This is a genomic window from Mucilaginibacter sp. P4_D1 (assembly GCF_056401935.1).
Genome location: NZ_JBFUIJ010000055.1, coordinates 16710 through 35082, shown reverse-complemented (window position 1 = coordinate 35082; position 18373 = coordinate 16710). Strand labels below are relative to the sequence as shown.

At 42.7% G+C, this 18373-nt stretch carries 8 protein-coding genes; all 8 read left to right on the top strand.

The features are described 5' to 3' along the window. Positions 1-215 precede the first annotated feature (215 nt). The 8 genes from AC1DV1_RS27845 to AC1DV1_RS27810 all read left to right on the top strand — a co-directional run bounded on the left by AC1DV1_RS27845 (position 216) and on the right by AC1DV1_RS27810 (position 18144). Positions 216-1469 (top strand): efflux RND transporter periplasmic adaptor subunit, encoded by a 1254-nt coding sequence (locus AC1DV1_RS27845; protein ID WP_477366789.1) that lies wholly within the window; start codon positions 216-218, stop codon positions 1467-1469. Between the two features lie 239 nt (positions 1470-1708). Continuing rightward, positions 1709-2386, top strand: coding sequence for an ABC transporter ATP-binding protein (locus tag AC1DV1_RS27840; protein ID WP_090652755.1), 678 nt, complete (start codon positions 1709-1711; stop codon positions 2384-2386). A 257-nt stretch (positions 2387-2643) separates the two neighbouring features. Next, positions 2644-4998, top strand: coding sequence for an ABC transporter permease (locus tag AC1DV1_RS27835; RefSeq protein ID WP_477366786.1), 2355 nt, complete (start codon positions 2644-2646; stop codon positions 4996-4998). 245 nt (positions 4999-5243) lie between these two features. Beyond that, complete coding sequence (locus AC1DV1_RS27830) at positions 5244-7598, top strand: ABC transporter permease (protein WP_477366783.1); 2355 nt, start codon at positions 5244-5246, stop codon at positions 7596-7598. A gap of 368 nt (positions 7599-7966) precedes the next feature. Beyond that, entirely contained in the window at positions 7967-10393 is a 2427-nt protein-coding gene (locus AC1DV1_RS27825; protein WP_477366780.1) for an ABC transporter permease, read from the top strand. 159 nt (positions 10394-10552) lie between these two features. Further along, entirely contained in the window at positions 10553-12964 is a 2412-nt protein-coding gene (locus tag AC1DV1_RS27820) for an ABC transporter permease (protein ID WP_477366777.1), read from the top strand. Positions 12965-13086: 122 nt separating this feature from the next. Further along, positions 13087-15555 carry an FtsX-like permease family protein gene (locus AC1DV1_RS27815; RefSeq protein ID WP_477366774.1) on the top strand — a complete coding sequence of 823 codons (2469 nt, stop codon included), beginning with the start codon at positions 13087-13089 and terminating at the stop codon, positions 15553-15555. 126 nt (positions 15556-15681) lie between these two features. Next, complete coding sequence (locus AC1DV1_RS27810; RefSeq protein WP_477366771.1) at positions 15682-18144, top strand: ABC transporter permease; 2463 nt, start codon at positions 15682-15684, stop codon at positions 18142-18144. Positions 18145-18373: the final 229 nt, after the last annotated feature.

Sequence of the window (18373 nt, the reverse complement as noted above, 5' to 3'; positions counted from 1 at the left end):
ATATAGTTAGGGGCGATAAAATTAGTAATTTTAGTATTGGTAAATATATGGGTTACGGGGTGTACCCGCGCTATTTTAGTGTATCAATACCGAACACTTGATGTAACAGAAGCGTACGCCTTAAACTGGTAATAAGTATTTAAATTGCTGAAAAACAGTGTTTTAATTTGTGGCATGTGTTTTTGTAACCATTATTCAAAATATCATAAACTACAGTGGACAGAAAAATTGAGAAAAAGACCTGGAACAGCAAACGAATATTAACTATTGCTGGTATTGCAGGCATAATTTTATTAATAGGGGGCAGTATTTATTTTACATCGGGCAAAAGCAAATTAGATGTTGATACCGAACGCATAACTATCAGTACAATAACTAAAGGCCCGTTCCAGGAGTTTATACCTGTTAACGGTACCGTGATGCCATTGACCACCATTTTTCTTGACGCAACAGAAGGCGGCGAGGTTGAAGAGCGCTATGTTGATGATGGTGCCATGCTGAAAAAGGGAGATCCGATACTGAAACTAAGCAACGTTGACGAAGAGCTTAACCTGGCTACACAGGAGTCGGCAGTATTTGCAGAGCAAACTCAGATGCAAATTTCACATAACAATGCCAGCCAGGCTACCATTAATAAATTAAACACCATGGCCGATGTAGATAATGCCTACAAGGAAGCCAAAAGGATTTATGATCTTAATAAAAAGCTTTATGAACAAAAAGCTTTGGGTTTGCAGGATTACCAATCGGCAAAAAATAATTATGAATACCAGGTAAACCGCAGGAAACTGGCTATCCAGATATTGAAACAGGATACCACCCTGGTAAAACAGCAGGACCAGCAATCGCAGGAGCATTATGCCCAAATGAAAACAGCATTGGCCCTAATGCGTAAAAAAGTAGCCAGCCTTACCCTAACGGCGCCTATTGACGGCCAGTTAACTAACCTTGATGCCGAAGTTGGCCAAAGCAAAACCAAAGGCGTACGTTTAGGCCAGATTGACGTACAATCGGGCTTTAAAGTACGGGTTGATATTGATGAGCATTACTTATCACGGGTGTTTCCGGGTTTAAAAGGCGATTTTCAGTTTGCCGAAAAAACATATAACATGGTAATTAAAAAGGTTTTTACAACGGTAACTGCCGGCAGGTTCCAGGTTGATATGCAATTTGTAGGCGATGTGCCTAAAGGGATTCGTAAAGGGCAAACGCTACAGGTTAGATTGGCCCTGAGCGATGAAACCACAGCAGTACTGGTGCCTAAAGGCGGCTTTTTCCAGCAAACCGGTGGCAACTGGATATTTAAAGTAGCCGAAGACGGTAAGCGTGCTTACAAAGTAAACATTCAGCTTGGCCGCCAAAGCCCTGACTATTTTGTGGTAACCGATGGCTTGAATCCCGGCGATAAGGTAATTACATCCAGCTATGAAACATATGGCGATATACAGGAACTGGTGCTTAAAAAGTAAGCCCACCCGGTCTCGCCTGAGGGGAAGAGCTAAAAGAAGGGTTTAAAATGAAACCGGTAGAAAATTTCCCCTTAATTGGGTGGAGATTTATAGGGCCGGCACTTAGATAAAAATTTGCGGCTGCAACGAAACGCTGATGCTAAACGTCATATAAACAGATAATTAATTTAATAAATAATAATATAAACCAAATCAAACAAACATCGTCTGCCGAAAGGCAGATTATTCAGGAGGGGCAAATGATAAAAATTACTAATCTCGAAAAATTTTACCGCACAGAAGAGGTAGAGACCATAGCCTTAAACAAGCTATCAATTGAAATTGCTACGGGCGAGTTTGTGGCCATAATGGGCCCGTCTGGCTGTGGTAAATCAACATTGTTAAATATCCTGGGCATGTTGGACGACCCGGATGAAGGCAGCTACGTTTTTAACGATATTGAAGTAGCACATTTTACCGAGCGTAAACGCGCCGATTTGCGCAAGCACAACATCGGCTTTGTTTTCCAGAGCTTTAACCTTATTGACGAGTTAACCGTATTTGAAAACGTTGAATTACCGTTGATTTACACCGGGGTACCATCGGCCGAGCGTGTTAAAAGGGTAGAAGAGGTGCTGGATAAAATGCAGATTATGCACCGCCGTAACCACTATCCGCAGCAGTTATCGGGCGGTCAGCAACAACGTGTGGCCATTGCCCGTGCAGTTGTAAACAAGCCAAAACTAATCCTGGCGGATGAGCCTACCGGTAACCTGGATAGTACCAATGGTAACGATGTAATGGAACTGTTAACCGACCTGAACGAGCAGGGTACAACCATCATCATGGTTACGCACTCTGAGCATGACGCCCGTTACAGCCACCGCATTATCAGGTTACTTGACGGCCAGGCCGTTGTAGAAAACATTATGGTATAAAACCAAAAGTGTCGTCTGCCCCAATAAAAAGATAGTTTATATAAGTTAATGTTGTTAAAAGCTAATACCCCTCCGCGATGGAGGGGTAAGCTTGTTTTTGCCCTCTTTTAAGGCGGTCATTAGTCACTGGTCATTAGTCATTGGACTTGTTTGATGGACTATTCCGGATGTTGATGGCCATAGCGTACCAATAAACCCCGCTTGCAAATCACGAATGACAGCGCAGCGGAATGACCAATGACTAATGACCGATTAACATGATAAAGAATTATTTAAAGATTGCGTGGAGAAACCTGATCAGGAATAAGGGGTTCTCATTAACCAATATTCTGGGATTGACTATTGGCATGACGTGTTCCATCTTCATTTTTTTATGGGTGAAGGATGAGGTTTCGTTTGATAAGTTCCACACCAGCCATGACAATATTTATAAGTTAATGGCCAACCGGGATTTTAAGAACAGCATATTTACCGACGAGAATATGGCTTTCCCACTGGCCAAAGCCCTGGAAACCGGCAACCCGCAAATAAAATATGCGGTAATGACATCGCACCAGGAAACACACATGGCGCAGTATGGTAATGTAAAACTAAATAAAACAGGTTACCAGGTAAGCGATCAGTTTTTTAAAATGTTTTCGTGGAAGTTTATCAGGGGTGATGCTAAAACGCCTATTAATGATCCGCGGTCAATAGTTATTACCCAATCGGCCGCCAAAGCATTTTTTGGAAACGACGACCCTATCAATAAAGTAATTAAAATTGATAACCAGCTTAACTTTAAAGTTAGCGCCGTAATTGCCGATCCTCCGGGCAATTCTACCTTTCAGTTTGATTTTATAGCCCCTTTTGAATATTCATCTGCCGATAGTAAAGCCCGCATGCATGAGTGGACAAACTCATCTAATTTTGTTTTTATACAAGCTGTCCCCGGCACCAATCCGCAAGCTTTAGATAAGTATGTTAATGATGTTAAACACAAAAACGATACGCACGATGCTATAAGCACCTATTACACCTTCGCCATGAACAGGTGGCACCTGTATAGCGAATTTAAGGATGGTAAAAACATAGGCGGCATGATTGAGTATGTAAAAATGTTTACCGTAATAGCAATCATTATCCTCCTGATAGCCTGTGTAAACTTCATGAACCTATCAACCGCACGGTCAGAGAAACGCGCCAAAGAGGTAGGTATCCGCAAAACATTAGGATCGGATAAAAAACAATTAATTATCCAGTTCTTTTTTGAATCAATTATTCTTACCTGCATCGCCTTTGTATTTGCCATCGTAAGCGTATACCTGCTGATGCCGTTGTTTAATACGTTGGTGAGCAAAAACCTTCACCTCGCAATTTTCGACAGGTTCTTTTTAACAGGTATGGTAACTATTATCCTGTTTACCGGTGTTGTAGCGGGCAGTTACCCTGCGTTATACCTGTCGTCATTTAACCCGGTTAAGGTATTGAAAGGCACTTTTGCGGCTGGTAAAAGCGCAGTATTACCAAGGCGCATCCTGGTAATAGGGCAGTTTGTAATGTCGATATTGCTCATTTCGGCTACTATCATTGTGTACCAGCAAATTCAGCATATTAAAAGCCGCGGCATAGGATATAACCCCAATAACCTGGTAATGATACCATCATCGCAGGCGGTTGATAAAAACTATGTGGCCATTAAGCAGGAATTATTTAACACCAACCTGATTAGCGCCGTTACCCGTACATCTGCGCCTATAACTGAGGTTTGGTGGAAATCCGGATCGCCGGATTATGATGGCAAGCCTGCCGGCGCCATCATTTTTTCGGGCTTAAGTACCGATGTTGATTTTACCAAAACCATGGGCACCAAAGTGCTGATGGGGCGCGATTTTAACGCCACGCCCGGCGATTCGGCCGTGATGCTGTTAAATAAGGCCGCTGTTGATGCCATGAACCTTAAAAATCCTATTGGTATGGTAATGCGTTACGGTCCGCGTAAATATACTGTGGCCGGCGTTATTGAAAACATAGTAATGGAATCGCCTTATAAGCCTGTTGAGCCGTTGATGGTTTACTATAGTCCCAATGGATCAAACAGGGTAACTGTGCGGTTAAAAGATGGCGTAAAGCCACAGGCTGGCATACAAGCATTGCAAACCATTTTTAAAAAATATAACCCCGAAAATATTTTCGAATACCAGTTTGTTGACCAGGAATTTGGCAAAAAATTCATCACCGAAGAACTGATCAGCCGCATCACCAATATATTTGCCGGCCTGGCAATTTTTATCTGCTGTATTGGCTTAGCCGGCCTGGCGTCGTTCACCATCGAAAAACGTTTCCGCGAAATTGGTGTGCGCAAGGTATTAGGCGCATCGGTACAACAACTGCTGATGCTTATCTCGACCGAGTTTTTAAAGCTTGTACTGGTAGCCTTCGTAATTGCCGTACCACTATCGTGGTGGCTCATGAGCGACTGGCTTCAAAAATACACCTACCATATCAACATCAGCATCTGGTTGTTTGCCGCCGTTGGTATAATTATACTGGCGCTTACCCTGGTGGTAGTAAGCCTGAACACCCTTAAAGCAGCACTGGCAAACCCGGTGAAAAGCCTCAGGAGCGAGTAGGAGTGGTTCACTGGTTCATTAGTTCATTGGTGGAAGGCGGCGAGTTTGCACTGATAATTGGGTTGGTTCACTGGTTCATTGGTGGAAGGCGGCGAGTTTGCACTGATAAAAGCTGCATATAAGCTGGTAAATGCCGCGCCGTTTAAAGGCATTAAAAATTTAATAAACCAATAACTTTATACTTTTTGATGCAACGTTGTTAGTAATAGTATCGTCTTTATGATATTCAAACTTATCTCGGTTGTATGTTTAAAAATTTTATAAAAATAGCCTGGCGCAATTTGCTGCGTAACAAATCATTTTCATTAATCAATATATCGGGCCTGGCTATAGGTATGGCCAGCGCGGCGCTTATCCTGTTCTGGATCCAGAATGAGCTGAGCTACGACCAGTTTCATCAAAACCGCGACAGGTTGTACCAGGCCTATAACCGTGCTGTATTTGATGGCAAACTGTGGTGCTGGGGAACCACACCCAAGATCATGTCGAAAACTTTGAAGCAGGATTATTCTGCTGTTGAACAAAGCTGCCGCACAACATCGGCCAATTTCTTGTTCACCCTTGGCGATAAGCACCTGAACCTTAATGGTGATTTTACCGATCCTGATTTTTTGACCATGTTCAGTTTTCCGCTGGTTGAAGGCAATCCTAAAACGGCGCTTAATACCATCAACTCCATTGTTATTACACAAAAGCTGGCAAAAAAGCTATTTGGCGAACAAGACGCCATGGGGAAAGTGGTACGTATTGATAGCGTTGATCATTTTACGGTGACAGGGGTAATGAAAGATTTGCCCAACAACACTCGTTTTGATTTTGAATACCTGATGCCCTGGAGCTACCTTAAAAAAACAGGGGGCGATGATGAGTACTGGGGCAATAATTCGGTACAAACCTGGGTGCTTACTAAACCCAATGTAACCGAATCACAGCTTAATAAGCAAGTGCTCAATATTACCAAATCGCACTCCGATCAAAAAGACCAGGAAGTGTTTATGCACCCTGCCGCCAAATGGCATTTATATTCCAAATTTGAAAACGGTAAAATAACCGGCGGTAAAATTGAATCGGTAAGATTGTTTGCTGTTATAGCCGCGTTCATTTTATTAATAGCCTGTATTAATTTCATGAACCTGAGCACAGCCCGGAGCGAAAAACGTGCCCGCGAAGTTGGCATCATGAAAGCAATAGGTGCAAAAAAAGGCTCGATTATAACACAGTTTTTAGGCGAAAGTATCCTGATAGCTTTTATTGCGGGCGTAATAGCCATCGTTATTGTGCAAATCAGCATGTCGGGCTTTAACCAGTTAACAGATAAGCAATTGTTTGTGCCCTACGCAAGTGTTTATTTCTGGCTGGCCGGGTTAGGGTTTGTTTTGTTTACCGGCGTAATAGCGGGTAGTTACCCGGCTTTCTTCCTGTCGTCATTTAAGCCGGTTAGCGTGTTAAAAGGGACGTTTAAAAATGTAGACGCAGTAATCAGTCCCCGCAAAATATTGGTGGTGGTTCAGTTTATATTCGCTATTTTTCTTATCATTTGTACCATTCTTATCCGCGATCAGATGCAGTACGCTCAAAACAGGGACCTTGGCTACAAAAAGGACAACCTGGTGTACACCATGATGTCGGGCAGTATTGATAAAAATTTTAAAATGATCCGCAATGAGCTGGTAAGCAGCGGGGCGGCTGTATCAGTTACCAAGACCAATTCGCCGGTTACCCAACGCTGGAGCGACAGTTGGGGTTTTGACTGGAAGGGAAAAGATCAAAGCCAGAAAATAGATTTTATTATGTACAACACCGACGGCGACTTTGTAAAAACAATGGGGTTAAAAATAGCCGCCGGCAGGGATATCGATGTAAACACTTACCCAACAGACTCAACAGCCATATTACTCAACGAAGCTGCTGTAAAAGTTGTTGGTTTTAAAGACCCGATAGGGCAGGTGATCAAGCGCGACAACCACGATTTGGTTATAGTAGGTGTGATTAAGGATTTTATTATCGAATCGCCATATCAGCCTGTAAAAGCAATGATTATCCAGGGGCCAAAATCATGGTTCAACGTGGTACACTACAAGCTTAACCCCAATAACACCACAGCCCAAAACCTGAAACTTGCCGAAGGCGTTTTTAAGAAATATAATCCTGAATACCCCTTCGAGTATCATTTTGTGGATGACGAGTATGCTAAAAAATTCAGCGACGAGCAAAAAGTTGGCACCCTGGCCAGTTTGTTTGCTGGCTTAACCATCTTTATATCATGCCTCGGTTTATTTGGCTTGTCGGCCTATATGGCCCAAAACAGGCAAAAAGAGATCAGTGTACGCAAGGTGCTTGGCGCATCGGTATCAAACCTTACGGGCATGCTATCCAAAGAGTTTTTACTGCTGGTATTCATCGCCTTTGCCATTGCATCGCCAATTGCCTGGTGGGGCATGCACAAATGGCTGGAGGGCTATACCTACCGCATAACCATACGGGTATGGGTATTTATATTGGCAGGCGCTGGCACTGCCATAGTAGCGCTGCTAACCGTAAGCTTCCAATCGATCAAAGCCGCACTGGCCAATCCTATTAATAGTTTGCGGAACGAGTAGTGATTGAGGTTAAAAGCGAAAGTTAGGTTAAAGGATAAAGGCGAAAGGTAAAAGGTAGCTGCGTTAGCAGCATGTCCCAACCAGTGAATCAACCGGCGAAGCCCGGTTGTTTCACCTTTCACCTTTCACCTTTCACCTTTCACCTTTCACCTTTCACCTTTCACCTTTCACCTTTCACCTTTCACCTTTCACCTTTCACCTTTCACCTTTCACCTTTCACCTTTCACCTTTCACCGTGTATCATAATCGTACACCTACTGTTACGCCTGCGTACAGTTGTAAATTGAATTTTAAATTAACTATTTGATTTTCAGGTATTTTAATAATTGGTATATATTTTAAACTGCATTGCTGGTAATTACATCACAATGCTTAAAAATTATATTAAAACCGCCTGGCGTAGTTTAAAGCGCAATAAAATATTTTCGTTTATAAATGTGTTTGGTCTATCGGTTGGCCTGGCCTGCTGTATGCTGATAACCGCGTACGTATATAGTGAATTAAGTTACGACAGATACCCGCGGGATGCCGGGCAGATTTATCGCGTTGGTATTAAAACTATCGAAAACGCAGGAACAAGCGAGTACCCCAACGTAGATGTTGCCGTGGCCAAAGGCATTAAAGATCAATATCCGCAGGTTAGTGATGTAACCAGGCTTACCGGCCGCAGGCCATCGTTTATTGAATACAATGGCAAAAAGTTTAAAGAAGAACACCTGTTTATGGTAGACGCTAACTTTTTGCAGCTGTTTTCTATCCCCTTAATTGACGGCGAAACCAAAACCTGCCTGAAAGACCCCAACAGTACCGTAATAACCGCGGCATTTGCAAAAAAATATTTTGGCAGCGGGGCAGCTGTAGGTCAGTCTTTACTGGTAGATGGGGAGCCTTATAAGGTTACCGGGGTTATTGAAAAAGTACCCGACAATTCCCACTTTCATGGCGACGCGTTTTTTAGCATGAATAATTATGTAAGAACGGCGCAGCAAACCTGGAGCAACATTGGTTATTTTACCTACATAAAACTAAACAAGAACGCTGACCCGAAAAAACTGGAGTCGGCATTTCCGAATGACCTGGTCAAAAAGTTTGTAGTGCCCGAAATTGCCCATGACATGAATGTAAGCGTGGCCGAGGCAAGCAAATCTGTAAATACCTTCCTGTTTTATTTGCAGCCCTTAACTGATATTCACCTGCACTCGGCAACCAAATACGAGCTGGAAGCTAATGGCGATATCCATTACGTTTACATATTTGGTGTTTTGGCTATATTTATTTTGATGCTGGCCTGCATTAACTTTACCAATTTATCAACCGCCAGTTCGGCAAAACGGAGCAAAGAAGTTGGCATCCGTAAGGTATTAGGTTCAGAAAAAAGTGGACTTATTTCACAGTTCCTTACCGAATCGGTATTGCTTACACTGGGGGCCATGGTGTTGGCCATCGCGTTCGTGTATTTGCTGCTGCCGGTTTTTAATGACCTGTCGCGCAAGCATATCAATATTAGTTTCTTTGTGAGTTTCCAGGCCATAGTTACCGAGGTGTTACTTGTTTTTGTAGTTGGGGTTATAGCCGGTATTTATCCTGCATTTGTGCTATCGGGCTTCCAGATCATTGCCGTGTTAAAGGGCGGCTCGGGGACTACCAAACAGGCCAGCAAAAACTATTTACGCAGCGGGCTTATCGTTTTCCAGTTTGCAGTATCTACCGCGCTTATCATAGCCACATTTGTAGTTTACCAGCAATTGCACTACATGCAAAACAAAAAACTGGGCTATGATAAAGACCAGGTGCTGGTAATAAATGAAACTTACTCGTTACGCAACAACATTGACGCGTTTAAGCAGGAGTTACTGCGTAATCCGCAGGTTATAAATGCCACCGTATCCAGCAGTGTTCCCGGGTCGGGGGGCGGTATTGATGGCACACAGATAGATGCCAAGGAATTTAATGACAAAGGCGGCCATGCCGAAATTCATACAGATATATTTCATGTGGATGAACACTATATACCCACTTTAGGTATACAGATAGTAAAAGGCCGTAATTTTTATCCGTCGTACCCCGGCGATTCAATGGCCGTAGTTGTTAACGAGGCCCTGGTGCGTGATCTGGGATGGGGTAAAAGCGACCCGATAGGTAAAACCATTGTTCGCTCGGCAAGGGCTCAGTATACTGTTGTGGGAGTAGTTAAAGATTTTCATTATGTATCCACAAAGCAAAAGATTGCGCCACTGATGTTGTTGCCCGGCCATAGCATCAGTTCAATTATGGTTAAGGTAAAAACAAAAGATATTAAAAATCTTATTGCCGATATGCGCACGCAGTGGGACAGCTTTAAAACTGATTTACCTTTCAGCTATTCCTTCCTCGACGAAAAATTTGCATCGCTTTACGCATCCGAACAACAAACCGGCAAGATATTTACAGTGTTTGCCGTTGTTGCCCTGATAATAGCCAGCCTGGGCTTGTTTGGCCTGGCAGCATTCATGATCAGGCTAAGGGTTAAAGAAATAGGCATCCGTAAGGTTTTGGGGGCATCAACAGGCAGTATTACCACATTGTTATCAAAAGAGTTTTTAAAACTTATTGTAATAGCGTCGCTAGTATCATTCCCCATAACCTGGTACGCCATGAGCAAGTGGCTGCAGGAGTTTGCCTACCGCATAAGCATCCAGTGGTGGGTATTTTTATTAGCAGGCTGTATTGCGTTATTGGTGGCCGCAATAACCATCAGCTTTCAATCGGTAAAAGCGGCGCTGGCCAACCCGGTGAAAAGTTTGAGGAACGAGTAGGTGAGTTGTGAGTTGTGAGTTGTGAGTTGTGAGTTGTGAGAAATTGCCTGTCAATTTAGGAATTATAGTTTAAGGTTGTGATTTAGAGTTTTAGAATTAGGATTTAGAGTTTAGGATTTAGGTTTTAGGATTTAGAGTTTAGAATTTACCTACACAGTTATGATAAAGAATTATTTACGCAGTGCTTTACGGAACATTACCAGGCACAAATTTATATCGTTCATCAATACATTTGGTTTAACCGTTGGGTTAAGCTGCTGTTTGCTGATTGTGGTTTACGTAATTAACGAGACGAGTTATGATAAGTTTAACGCCAATGCCGATGATATTTATCGTGTTACCCGCAGCTTTAATACGCCCGACGGGGTAGAAACGCTTCATTTGGGTGCAGTTGCGCCGCCGTTTGGGCCCTTGCTCAAAAATGAGTTTTCGGATATCAAAAAAGTTACCCGTATATACCCGGCAGGCGGCAGCTTAGTGATCAGGTATAAAGACAAATTGCTTACCGAGACCGAAGGCTACTTCGCCGATGAGAATTTGTTCGATTTTTTTAATATCAAAACAACTCAGGGAGATCCAAAGTCGGCATTGTCAGACCCATTTACGATGATGATGACCGAAGAAATGGCGCATAAATATTTTGGCAACGAAGACCCGATAAATAAGGTGGTGCGGCTGGGCAACCAGTTTAATTTTAAGGTGACCGGAATTTTTGAACCGTTGCCGGCTAATTCGCAGTTTCATGCTAAAATGCTACTTTCATTTAATACCCTGAACGACACAGCGGTTTACGGACGAAAGAGTTTACAAACCAACTGGGGCAATAATTCCTTTTTCACCTACCTGTTGTTCCCCAAAGGATATAACGCAGATAAAGTGGCCGCGCAGTTCCCTGCTTTTTTGGATAAGTACGTTGGTACACGCGAATCAAAAAACAGTAAACTATCGTTTCAAAAATTCCTGAGTATCCACCTGCATTCTCATCTTGATGATGAGCTTGATCAAAATGGCGATATTAAAAGGGTTTGGATATTTTCGGCCATTGCGTTGTTTATCCTTCTTATCGCCTGCATCAATTACATGAATTTATCAACCGCCCGTTCGGCCTTAAGGGCAAGGGAAATAGGTATCCGTAAGGTTATTGGCGCACAGCAAAAGGAAATCATTATCCAGTTTTTAAGCGAATCGGTATTGATAACCGCATTTTCGCTGATGCTGGCACTTGGCATTACCTATGCGGTAATCCCGCTGGTAAATACTTTTTCGGGGTTGTCATTATCTTTTAACCTGTTGTTTCAACCGCAGATAGTTACAGCCATTGTTGCAATGCCTTTTGTCATTGGTATTATCAGCGGCATTTATCCGGCTATCTTTATGTCGTCATTTAAACCTGTAAAAGTGTTAAAGGGCCTGGTTAAAGTAGGGTCGGGCAGTATTTCGTTCAGGAAGGTATTGGTGGTTATCCAGTTCTCCATATCTATCATTTTAATTGTTGCCACTACTATAGTTTTTCAGCAATTGAGGTACATGCAGCAAAAGGCGCTGGGTTTTAATAAAGATCATCTACTAACCGCAGCCAATCCTTTTAACCCCGGGCAGTTTGAGGTTTTTAAAAATGAGGTTACCAAAGAAGGTATTGTGAAAGATGTATCCCGTTCGTCGCGGATCCCATCGGGCAGATTATTGGACGACCAGGGGATTTCGGTGATGCAGAACGGATCGTCAAAAATGGTGAACGCAGATGTAAAATACATCAATACCGATTACGGGTTTATACCAACTTACGGGATGAAAATGGCTGCAGGCCGTAATTTTTCGAAAGATTTTGGAACCGACACTAACAACTATGTAATCAATGTTTCGGCCGCAAAAGTGTTGGGCTGGCAAACTCCCGAGAGCGCCGTTGGCAAAGAAATTAACTATGGTGGCGTAAAAGGAAAGATAATAGGTGTAGTGAATGATTTCCATTTCGAATCACTGCATCAAAATATCATCCCGTTACTGATGCGCATGCCGTCATTCGCCAACAACAGTTATCGCCGGTTATCTGTTAAAATTGATGGTGATCACGTTCAGGAGGCCATTAATACCCTGGAGCAGACCTGGAAAAAATATCAGCCCGAAACCCCGTTTGAATATGTTTTTCTGGATGATAAATTTCAAAAGCTGTACAACAGCGAGCAGCAGCAAGGCAGCTTGTTTACCATATTCTCATTCATTGCCATATTTATAGCTTGTTTGGGCTTGTTTGGTTTGTCGGCATTTACCATTACACAGCGGGTTAAGGAGATAGGCGTACGTAAAGTATTGGGCGCCAGTATCTCACAAATAGTAACCGAACTATCTAAAGACTTTTTAAAACTGGTGCTTATTGCATCGGTAATTGCATTGCCTATAGCATGGTACTCTATGAGTAAATGGCTGCTTGATTTTGCCTTCCGCATTAGCATCCAATGGTGGGTGTTTGTAATGGCAGGCGTAATTGCGGTTGTCATCGCTTTTTTAACCATCAGCTTTCAATCCATCAAAGCAGCATCGGCAAACCCGGTTAAAAGTCTTCGGAGTGAATAGTCATTGGGTCATTTGCTTCGCGTCATTAAGTCATTGAGTTTTCAATAATGACTTAATGACCAAATGACTCAATGACAAGGCACTAATAAACTAATGAACCAGTGAACTAATGAACCAACAAAATGATTAAAAACTATTTTAAAATAGCCCTGCGCAACTTTTGGCGGCACAAGTTTTTTACGTTTATCAATGTTATCGGCTTGTCTATCGGGATTAGTTCGGCGCTGGTTATTTATTTGATAGTACATTTCGATTTTACTTTTGATAAGTCGGTTCATGATAGCGAGCGGATATACAGGGTAGTTTCCAATTATACCTATGCCGGCGAACCGGCCTATAACCGCGGTGTTTGCGGCCCCTTGCCCGAGGCCGTGCGTACGCAGGTTAGCGGTGTTGAAGTGGCAGCCCCGTTCTTTGCTTTATATCAGCCTAATGTATTTATCCCGGGTAAGTCAGGGGTCCCTGTTAAATTTAAACTACAGGATAACGTGGTATTGGCCGACGAGCGCTATTTTGAGCTTTTTAACTATACCTGGCGTGCCGGCAAAGCTAAAACCGCATTCAACGGCCCCAACCAGGTAGTGTTGACCACCGAACAGGCCGAAAAATATTTTCCTAAACTGTCATTCAACCAAATGATGGGCAGGGTTATTACCTACGATACCTTAAATACTGTTGTTACCGGCATCATTGAGCCGGTAAAAGGCAATACTGATTTTAAATCGCAGGCTTTTATATCTTACTCAACAGCAACTAATAACAAGGCTTTACAAGACGAATTAAGGCCGAAACACTGGGGTGGTACAACACCTGCATCGCAGCTTTTTATTAAATTATCTCCCCCCGCTACAGTTGCTCAAATAACCAGGCAGCTGAATGAAATCCTGAAAAAGCATAACCCGCCAACGCCATCCAATAAAGGCAACACGCGCAGCTTTGCTTTACAGCCGCTAAGTGATGTGCATTTTAATGCGCTTTACGGTACTTTTTATGGCGGGCGTACCGCAAACAAAACAACATTGTATGGCTTGCTGGCAATAGCTACGTTTTTACTGCTGCTGGGTTGCATCAATTTTGTTAACTTAACAACCGCACAGGCTGCTCAAAGGGCAAAGGAGATAGGTATCCGTAAAACAATGGGCAGCAGCCGCTTGCAACTCATCATCCAGTTTTTAAGCGAAACATTTTTTATCACTTTGATCGCGGTTGTTATCTCGGTTTTGATTGCGCCGGTGATCCTTAACTTGTTTAAAGATTTTATTCCCGAAGGGATCACGTTAGATCTTTTAAATCAGCCCAATCTTATCGTATTTCTCTTAGCGCTCACATTTATAGTGAGTTTGTTATCCGGTTTTTATCCGGCGGTTTTACTATCGGGTTATAAACCGGTTTTGGTACTTAAAAACCAGGCATCGTCAAACAGCAGTAAAACACGGAATGCGTGGTTGCGTAAATCGCTCACGGTAACGCAATTTGTAATAGCCCAGTTTTTTATTATGGCCACCGTATTGGTTAGCAAGCAAATATATTATGCGTTGCATAAAGACCTGGGGCTGAAAAAAGATGCTATTTTGATCATCAATTCCCCGTGGAAAAACCGCACAGAAAGCCGTAACCAGGTATTTTTAAATAAGATTACGGCGCTGCCCCAGGTGCAATTGGTAAGCCTGGGCAAAGATGCGCCATCATCAGATAACGGTAACTCTACCGAGGCTACTTTCCGCGATGGCAAAAAGGAAATTAAAATGGAGGTGGCTGAAAAATTCGGCGACGAAAACTACATCAAAGTTTACCACATTAAATTAATTGCCGGGCGCAATTTACTACCGGGTGATACCTCAAAAGCATTTTTGATAAATGAAACCTACGCACATGCTATCGGATTTAAAAACCCCGCCGACGCGGTAGGCAAATACATCGACAATTTTAACGGAGATGTTAAAATGCAGATCATCGGTGTAGTACATGATTTTCATGCCGAATCATTACATGCGCCAATTAGTCCGATATGTATTTTAACTGAGCGTAATAACTATAACAATGGTACATTTCACATTGCCTTAAAACAGCAGTCGGCGGGTGGCGATGACTGGAAAAAAGCGATTGCTGCGATGGAAACATCATGGAAGGAGATTTATCCCGAAGATGATTTTGAATATCACTTTTTTGACGAAAATATTGCCAGGTTCTACGATGCCGAGCAGCATACATCAACCTTGTTAACCTGGGCTACGGGGCTATCTATATTCATCAGCTGCCTGGGTTTGTTAGGGCTGGCTATTTATAACACCAACCAGCGTACTAAGGAGATAGGGGTACGTAAAGTTCTTGGCGCCACCGTATCGCAGATAGTTGCGTTACTATCAACCGAGTTGATACTACTGATACTGCTGGCATTTGCGCTGGTTACGCCATTAGCCTGGTACGCCATGAACAAATGGATGCAAAGCTTTGCCGACCGTACCAGCATCAGCTGGTGGATTTTTGTGCTAAGCGGCGGCGGCATGCTGTTAACCGCACTGATAACATCAAGCTTTCAAACAATAAAAGCCGCGATGGCAAACCCCACCAGGAGCCTCAGAAGTGAGTGAGTCAGTCATTGGTCATTTGCTGCGCTGTCATTGGTCATTGGGTTTTCCTTTTGGGATTTATTCTTTAGAGTTTAGAAATTAACATTTAGAGTTTAGGATTTAGATATTAGAATTTAATTTTCAGCCATGATAAAAAATTACTTCAAGATTGCGTTCCGTAATTTCGGACGGCACAAGTTGTTTACAATGATCAACATTGTGGGTTTGTCTATCGGCATTAGTGCCGCTTTGGTAATTTACGTTATTGTAAATTATGATTTTACGTTTGATAAAAACCATAGGGATAGCGATAAGATTTACCGAGTGGTTACCGAGTATTCGTTTTCGGGCAATGTGGGGTATAACGGTGGCGTTACCGGCCCATTGGCGGGGGCTGTAAAAGCCGAGGTAACTGGCGTAAAAGATGTGGTGCCGTTTTTTACCAATGGCGGCATGAATGTATTTATAGCTAATAATACCAACGTACCCACGAGGTTTAAAGATCATGATAACATTGTACTGGCTGATGGCAGGTATTTTGCACTATTTGACTATAGCTGGCTTGCAGGGGCAGCTAAAACGGCGCTGAACGAGCCTTACCAGGTGGTGCTAACGTCAGATCAGGCTAAGATATATTTTCCTAAACTATCCTATAGCCAGATGCTGGGCAAAACGGTAACTTATGATACCATTAAAACTACTGTTACCGGTATTATACAAACACCTAAAGAAAACACCGACTTTAATTTTCATGATTTTATATCCTATAGTACTGGCCTTAACAATCCAGCCCTCAAAGATAATCTTCAGTTAACAGCATGGGGGAGTACCACGTCGGCATCCGTGTTGTTCGTCAAACTTGCAGATAACGCATCGGTAGCTAATGTTGAAAAGCAGCTGAATGTATTGCTGAAAAAACATAATCCGCCTAAAAAGGAAGACGCCGGCAATACCCAGGTTTTTCATTTGCAGCCGTTAAGCGATCTGCACTTTAACAAAGATTACAATAATTTTGATGGCGGGCACACAGCCAGTAAAACAACCTTATATGGTTTATTGGTTATCGCTGCATTTTTGTTGCTATTAGGTTGCATCAACTTTGTAAACCTTACCACGGCCCAGGCTTCGCAACGCGCCAAAGAAATAGGTATCCGTAAAACAATGGGAAGCACCCGCCGCCAGCTGATAACCCAATTTTTAAGCGAAACCTTCCTGGTAACCATTTTTGCAGTAATTATAGCGCTACTGGCCGCGCCATCCATACTTAAGCTATTTGCCGATTTTACCCCCAAAGGTATCACGGTTGATTACCTGCATCATGGCAATATCCTGCTGTTTATGCTTGCATTAGTTGTAGTGGTAAGTATATTATCCGGCTTTTACCCCGCGCTGGTATTGTCGGGCTATAAGCCGGTTGATGTGTTTAAAAACCAGGCGCACTCGGGCACAAGTAAAACTCGTAACGCATTTCTGCGTAAATCGTTAACTACAGTTCAGTTTATTATAGCACAGTTTTTTATCATGGCTACACTATTGGTGAGCAAACAAATTTATTACGCACTGCATAAGGACCTGGGCTTTCAAAAGGATGCTATTGTCAATATAAGTATTCCATATAAAAATATGAACCCGGGGACAAAACAGGTATTTAAAAATAGGCTTGCTGCAATGCCTCAGATTGAATTAATGAGTGTTGGTGGCGCCCCTCCGTCATCCGGCAACACCAACAGTACCGAAATGACCTATAAGGATGGTAAAAAAGAGATTAAGACCGATGTGCAGCAAAAATACGGCGATGAAAATTATATAAAAGTATATAAAATAAAACTCCTTGCCGGTCGTAACATACACCAGAGCGATTCGGGAAAAGCTTTTATCATTAATAAGACGTATGCAAAAATATTAGGCTTCAAGAACCCGGCCGATGCAGTTGGTAAAATTCTTGACTTTGATAATCATAAAAATGAGATTGTTGGTGTAACAGCTGATTTTTATCAAAAGTCGTTGCATTCGGCCATTCAGCCATTGGTCATTTTAATACCCACCAATAAATGGGGCACCCGCACTTTCCATATAGCCCTAAAACCGCAAACCACCAATGGCGGTGAATGGAAAAAGGCAATAAACAATATGGGAAAAACATGGAAGGAACTATACCCGGATGATGACTTTGATTATAGTTTTTATGATAAAAATATCGAAAAATTTTATGAATCGGAGCAACATACATCTACCTTGCTTACCTGGGCAACGGGCCTATCCATATTTATTAGTTGTTTAGGTTTGTTAGGCCTGGCTATGTATACCACCAATTTACGCACCAAAGAAATTGGCGTACGCAAGGTACTCGGCGCATCGGTAGCGCAGATTGTCACCCTGCTATCAACCGAATTGATATTACTTATTTTACTTGCGTTTGTGCTGGTTACACCATTGGCCTGGTATGCCATGAACAAATGGATGGAAAGTTTTGCCGACCGTACCACTATCAGTTGGTGGATATTTGTGGCAAGCGGTGCAGGTATGCTGCTGGCTGCACTGTTTACACTAAGCTTCCAAACCGTAAAAGCCGCGGTTGCTAACCCGGTGAATAGTTTGCGTAGCGAATAGTTGGTTCATTGGTTCACTGGTTGAATCGTTCATTGGTTCACTGGTTCATTAGTTCATTGGTCCTGTCTGATGGCGTGCAGCTGATTCCAGGAAGCCAGGCTTAAAACGCTCTGTCCGCCATGCCCGCGTTCTAATGACTCAATGACTCAATGACTCAATGACTCAATGACTCAATGAGTCAACGAACCAATAAAATTAATGAACAAAACCACCAATGAACTAATGAACC

What these genes read in the sequence shown, in the direction of transcription:
- AC1DV1_RS27840 (WP_090652755.1), top strand. Translation starts at nt 1,709, where the DNA reads ATGATAAAAATTACTAATCTCGAAAAATTTTACCGCACAGAAGAGGTA.
- AC1DV1_RS27835 (WP_477366786.1), top strand. Translation starts at nt 2,644, where the DNA reads ATGATAAAGAATTATTTAAAGATTGCGTGGAGAAACCTGATCAGGAAT.
- AC1DV1_RS27830 (WP_477366783.1), top strand. Translation starts at nt 5,244, where the DNA reads ATGTTTAAAAATTTTATAAAAATAGCCTGGCGCAATTTGCTGCGTAAC.
- AC1DV1_RS27825 (WP_477366780.1), top strand. Translation starts at nt 7,967, where the DNA reads ATGCTTAAAAATTATATTAAAACCGCCTGGCGTAGTTTAAAGCGCAAT.
- AC1DV1_RS27820 (WP_477366777.1), top strand. Translation starts at nt 10,553, where the DNA reads ATGATAAAGAATTATTTACGCAGTGCTTTACGGAACATTACCAGGCAC.
- AC1DV1_RS27815 (WP_477366774.1), top strand. Translation starts at nt 13,087, where the DNA reads ATGATTAAAAACTATTTTAAAATAGCCCTGCGCAACTTTTGGCGGCAC.
- AC1DV1_RS27810 (WP_477366771.1), top strand. Translation starts at nt 15,682, where the DNA reads ATGATAAAAAATTACTTCAAGATTGCGTTCCGTAATTTCGGACGGCAC.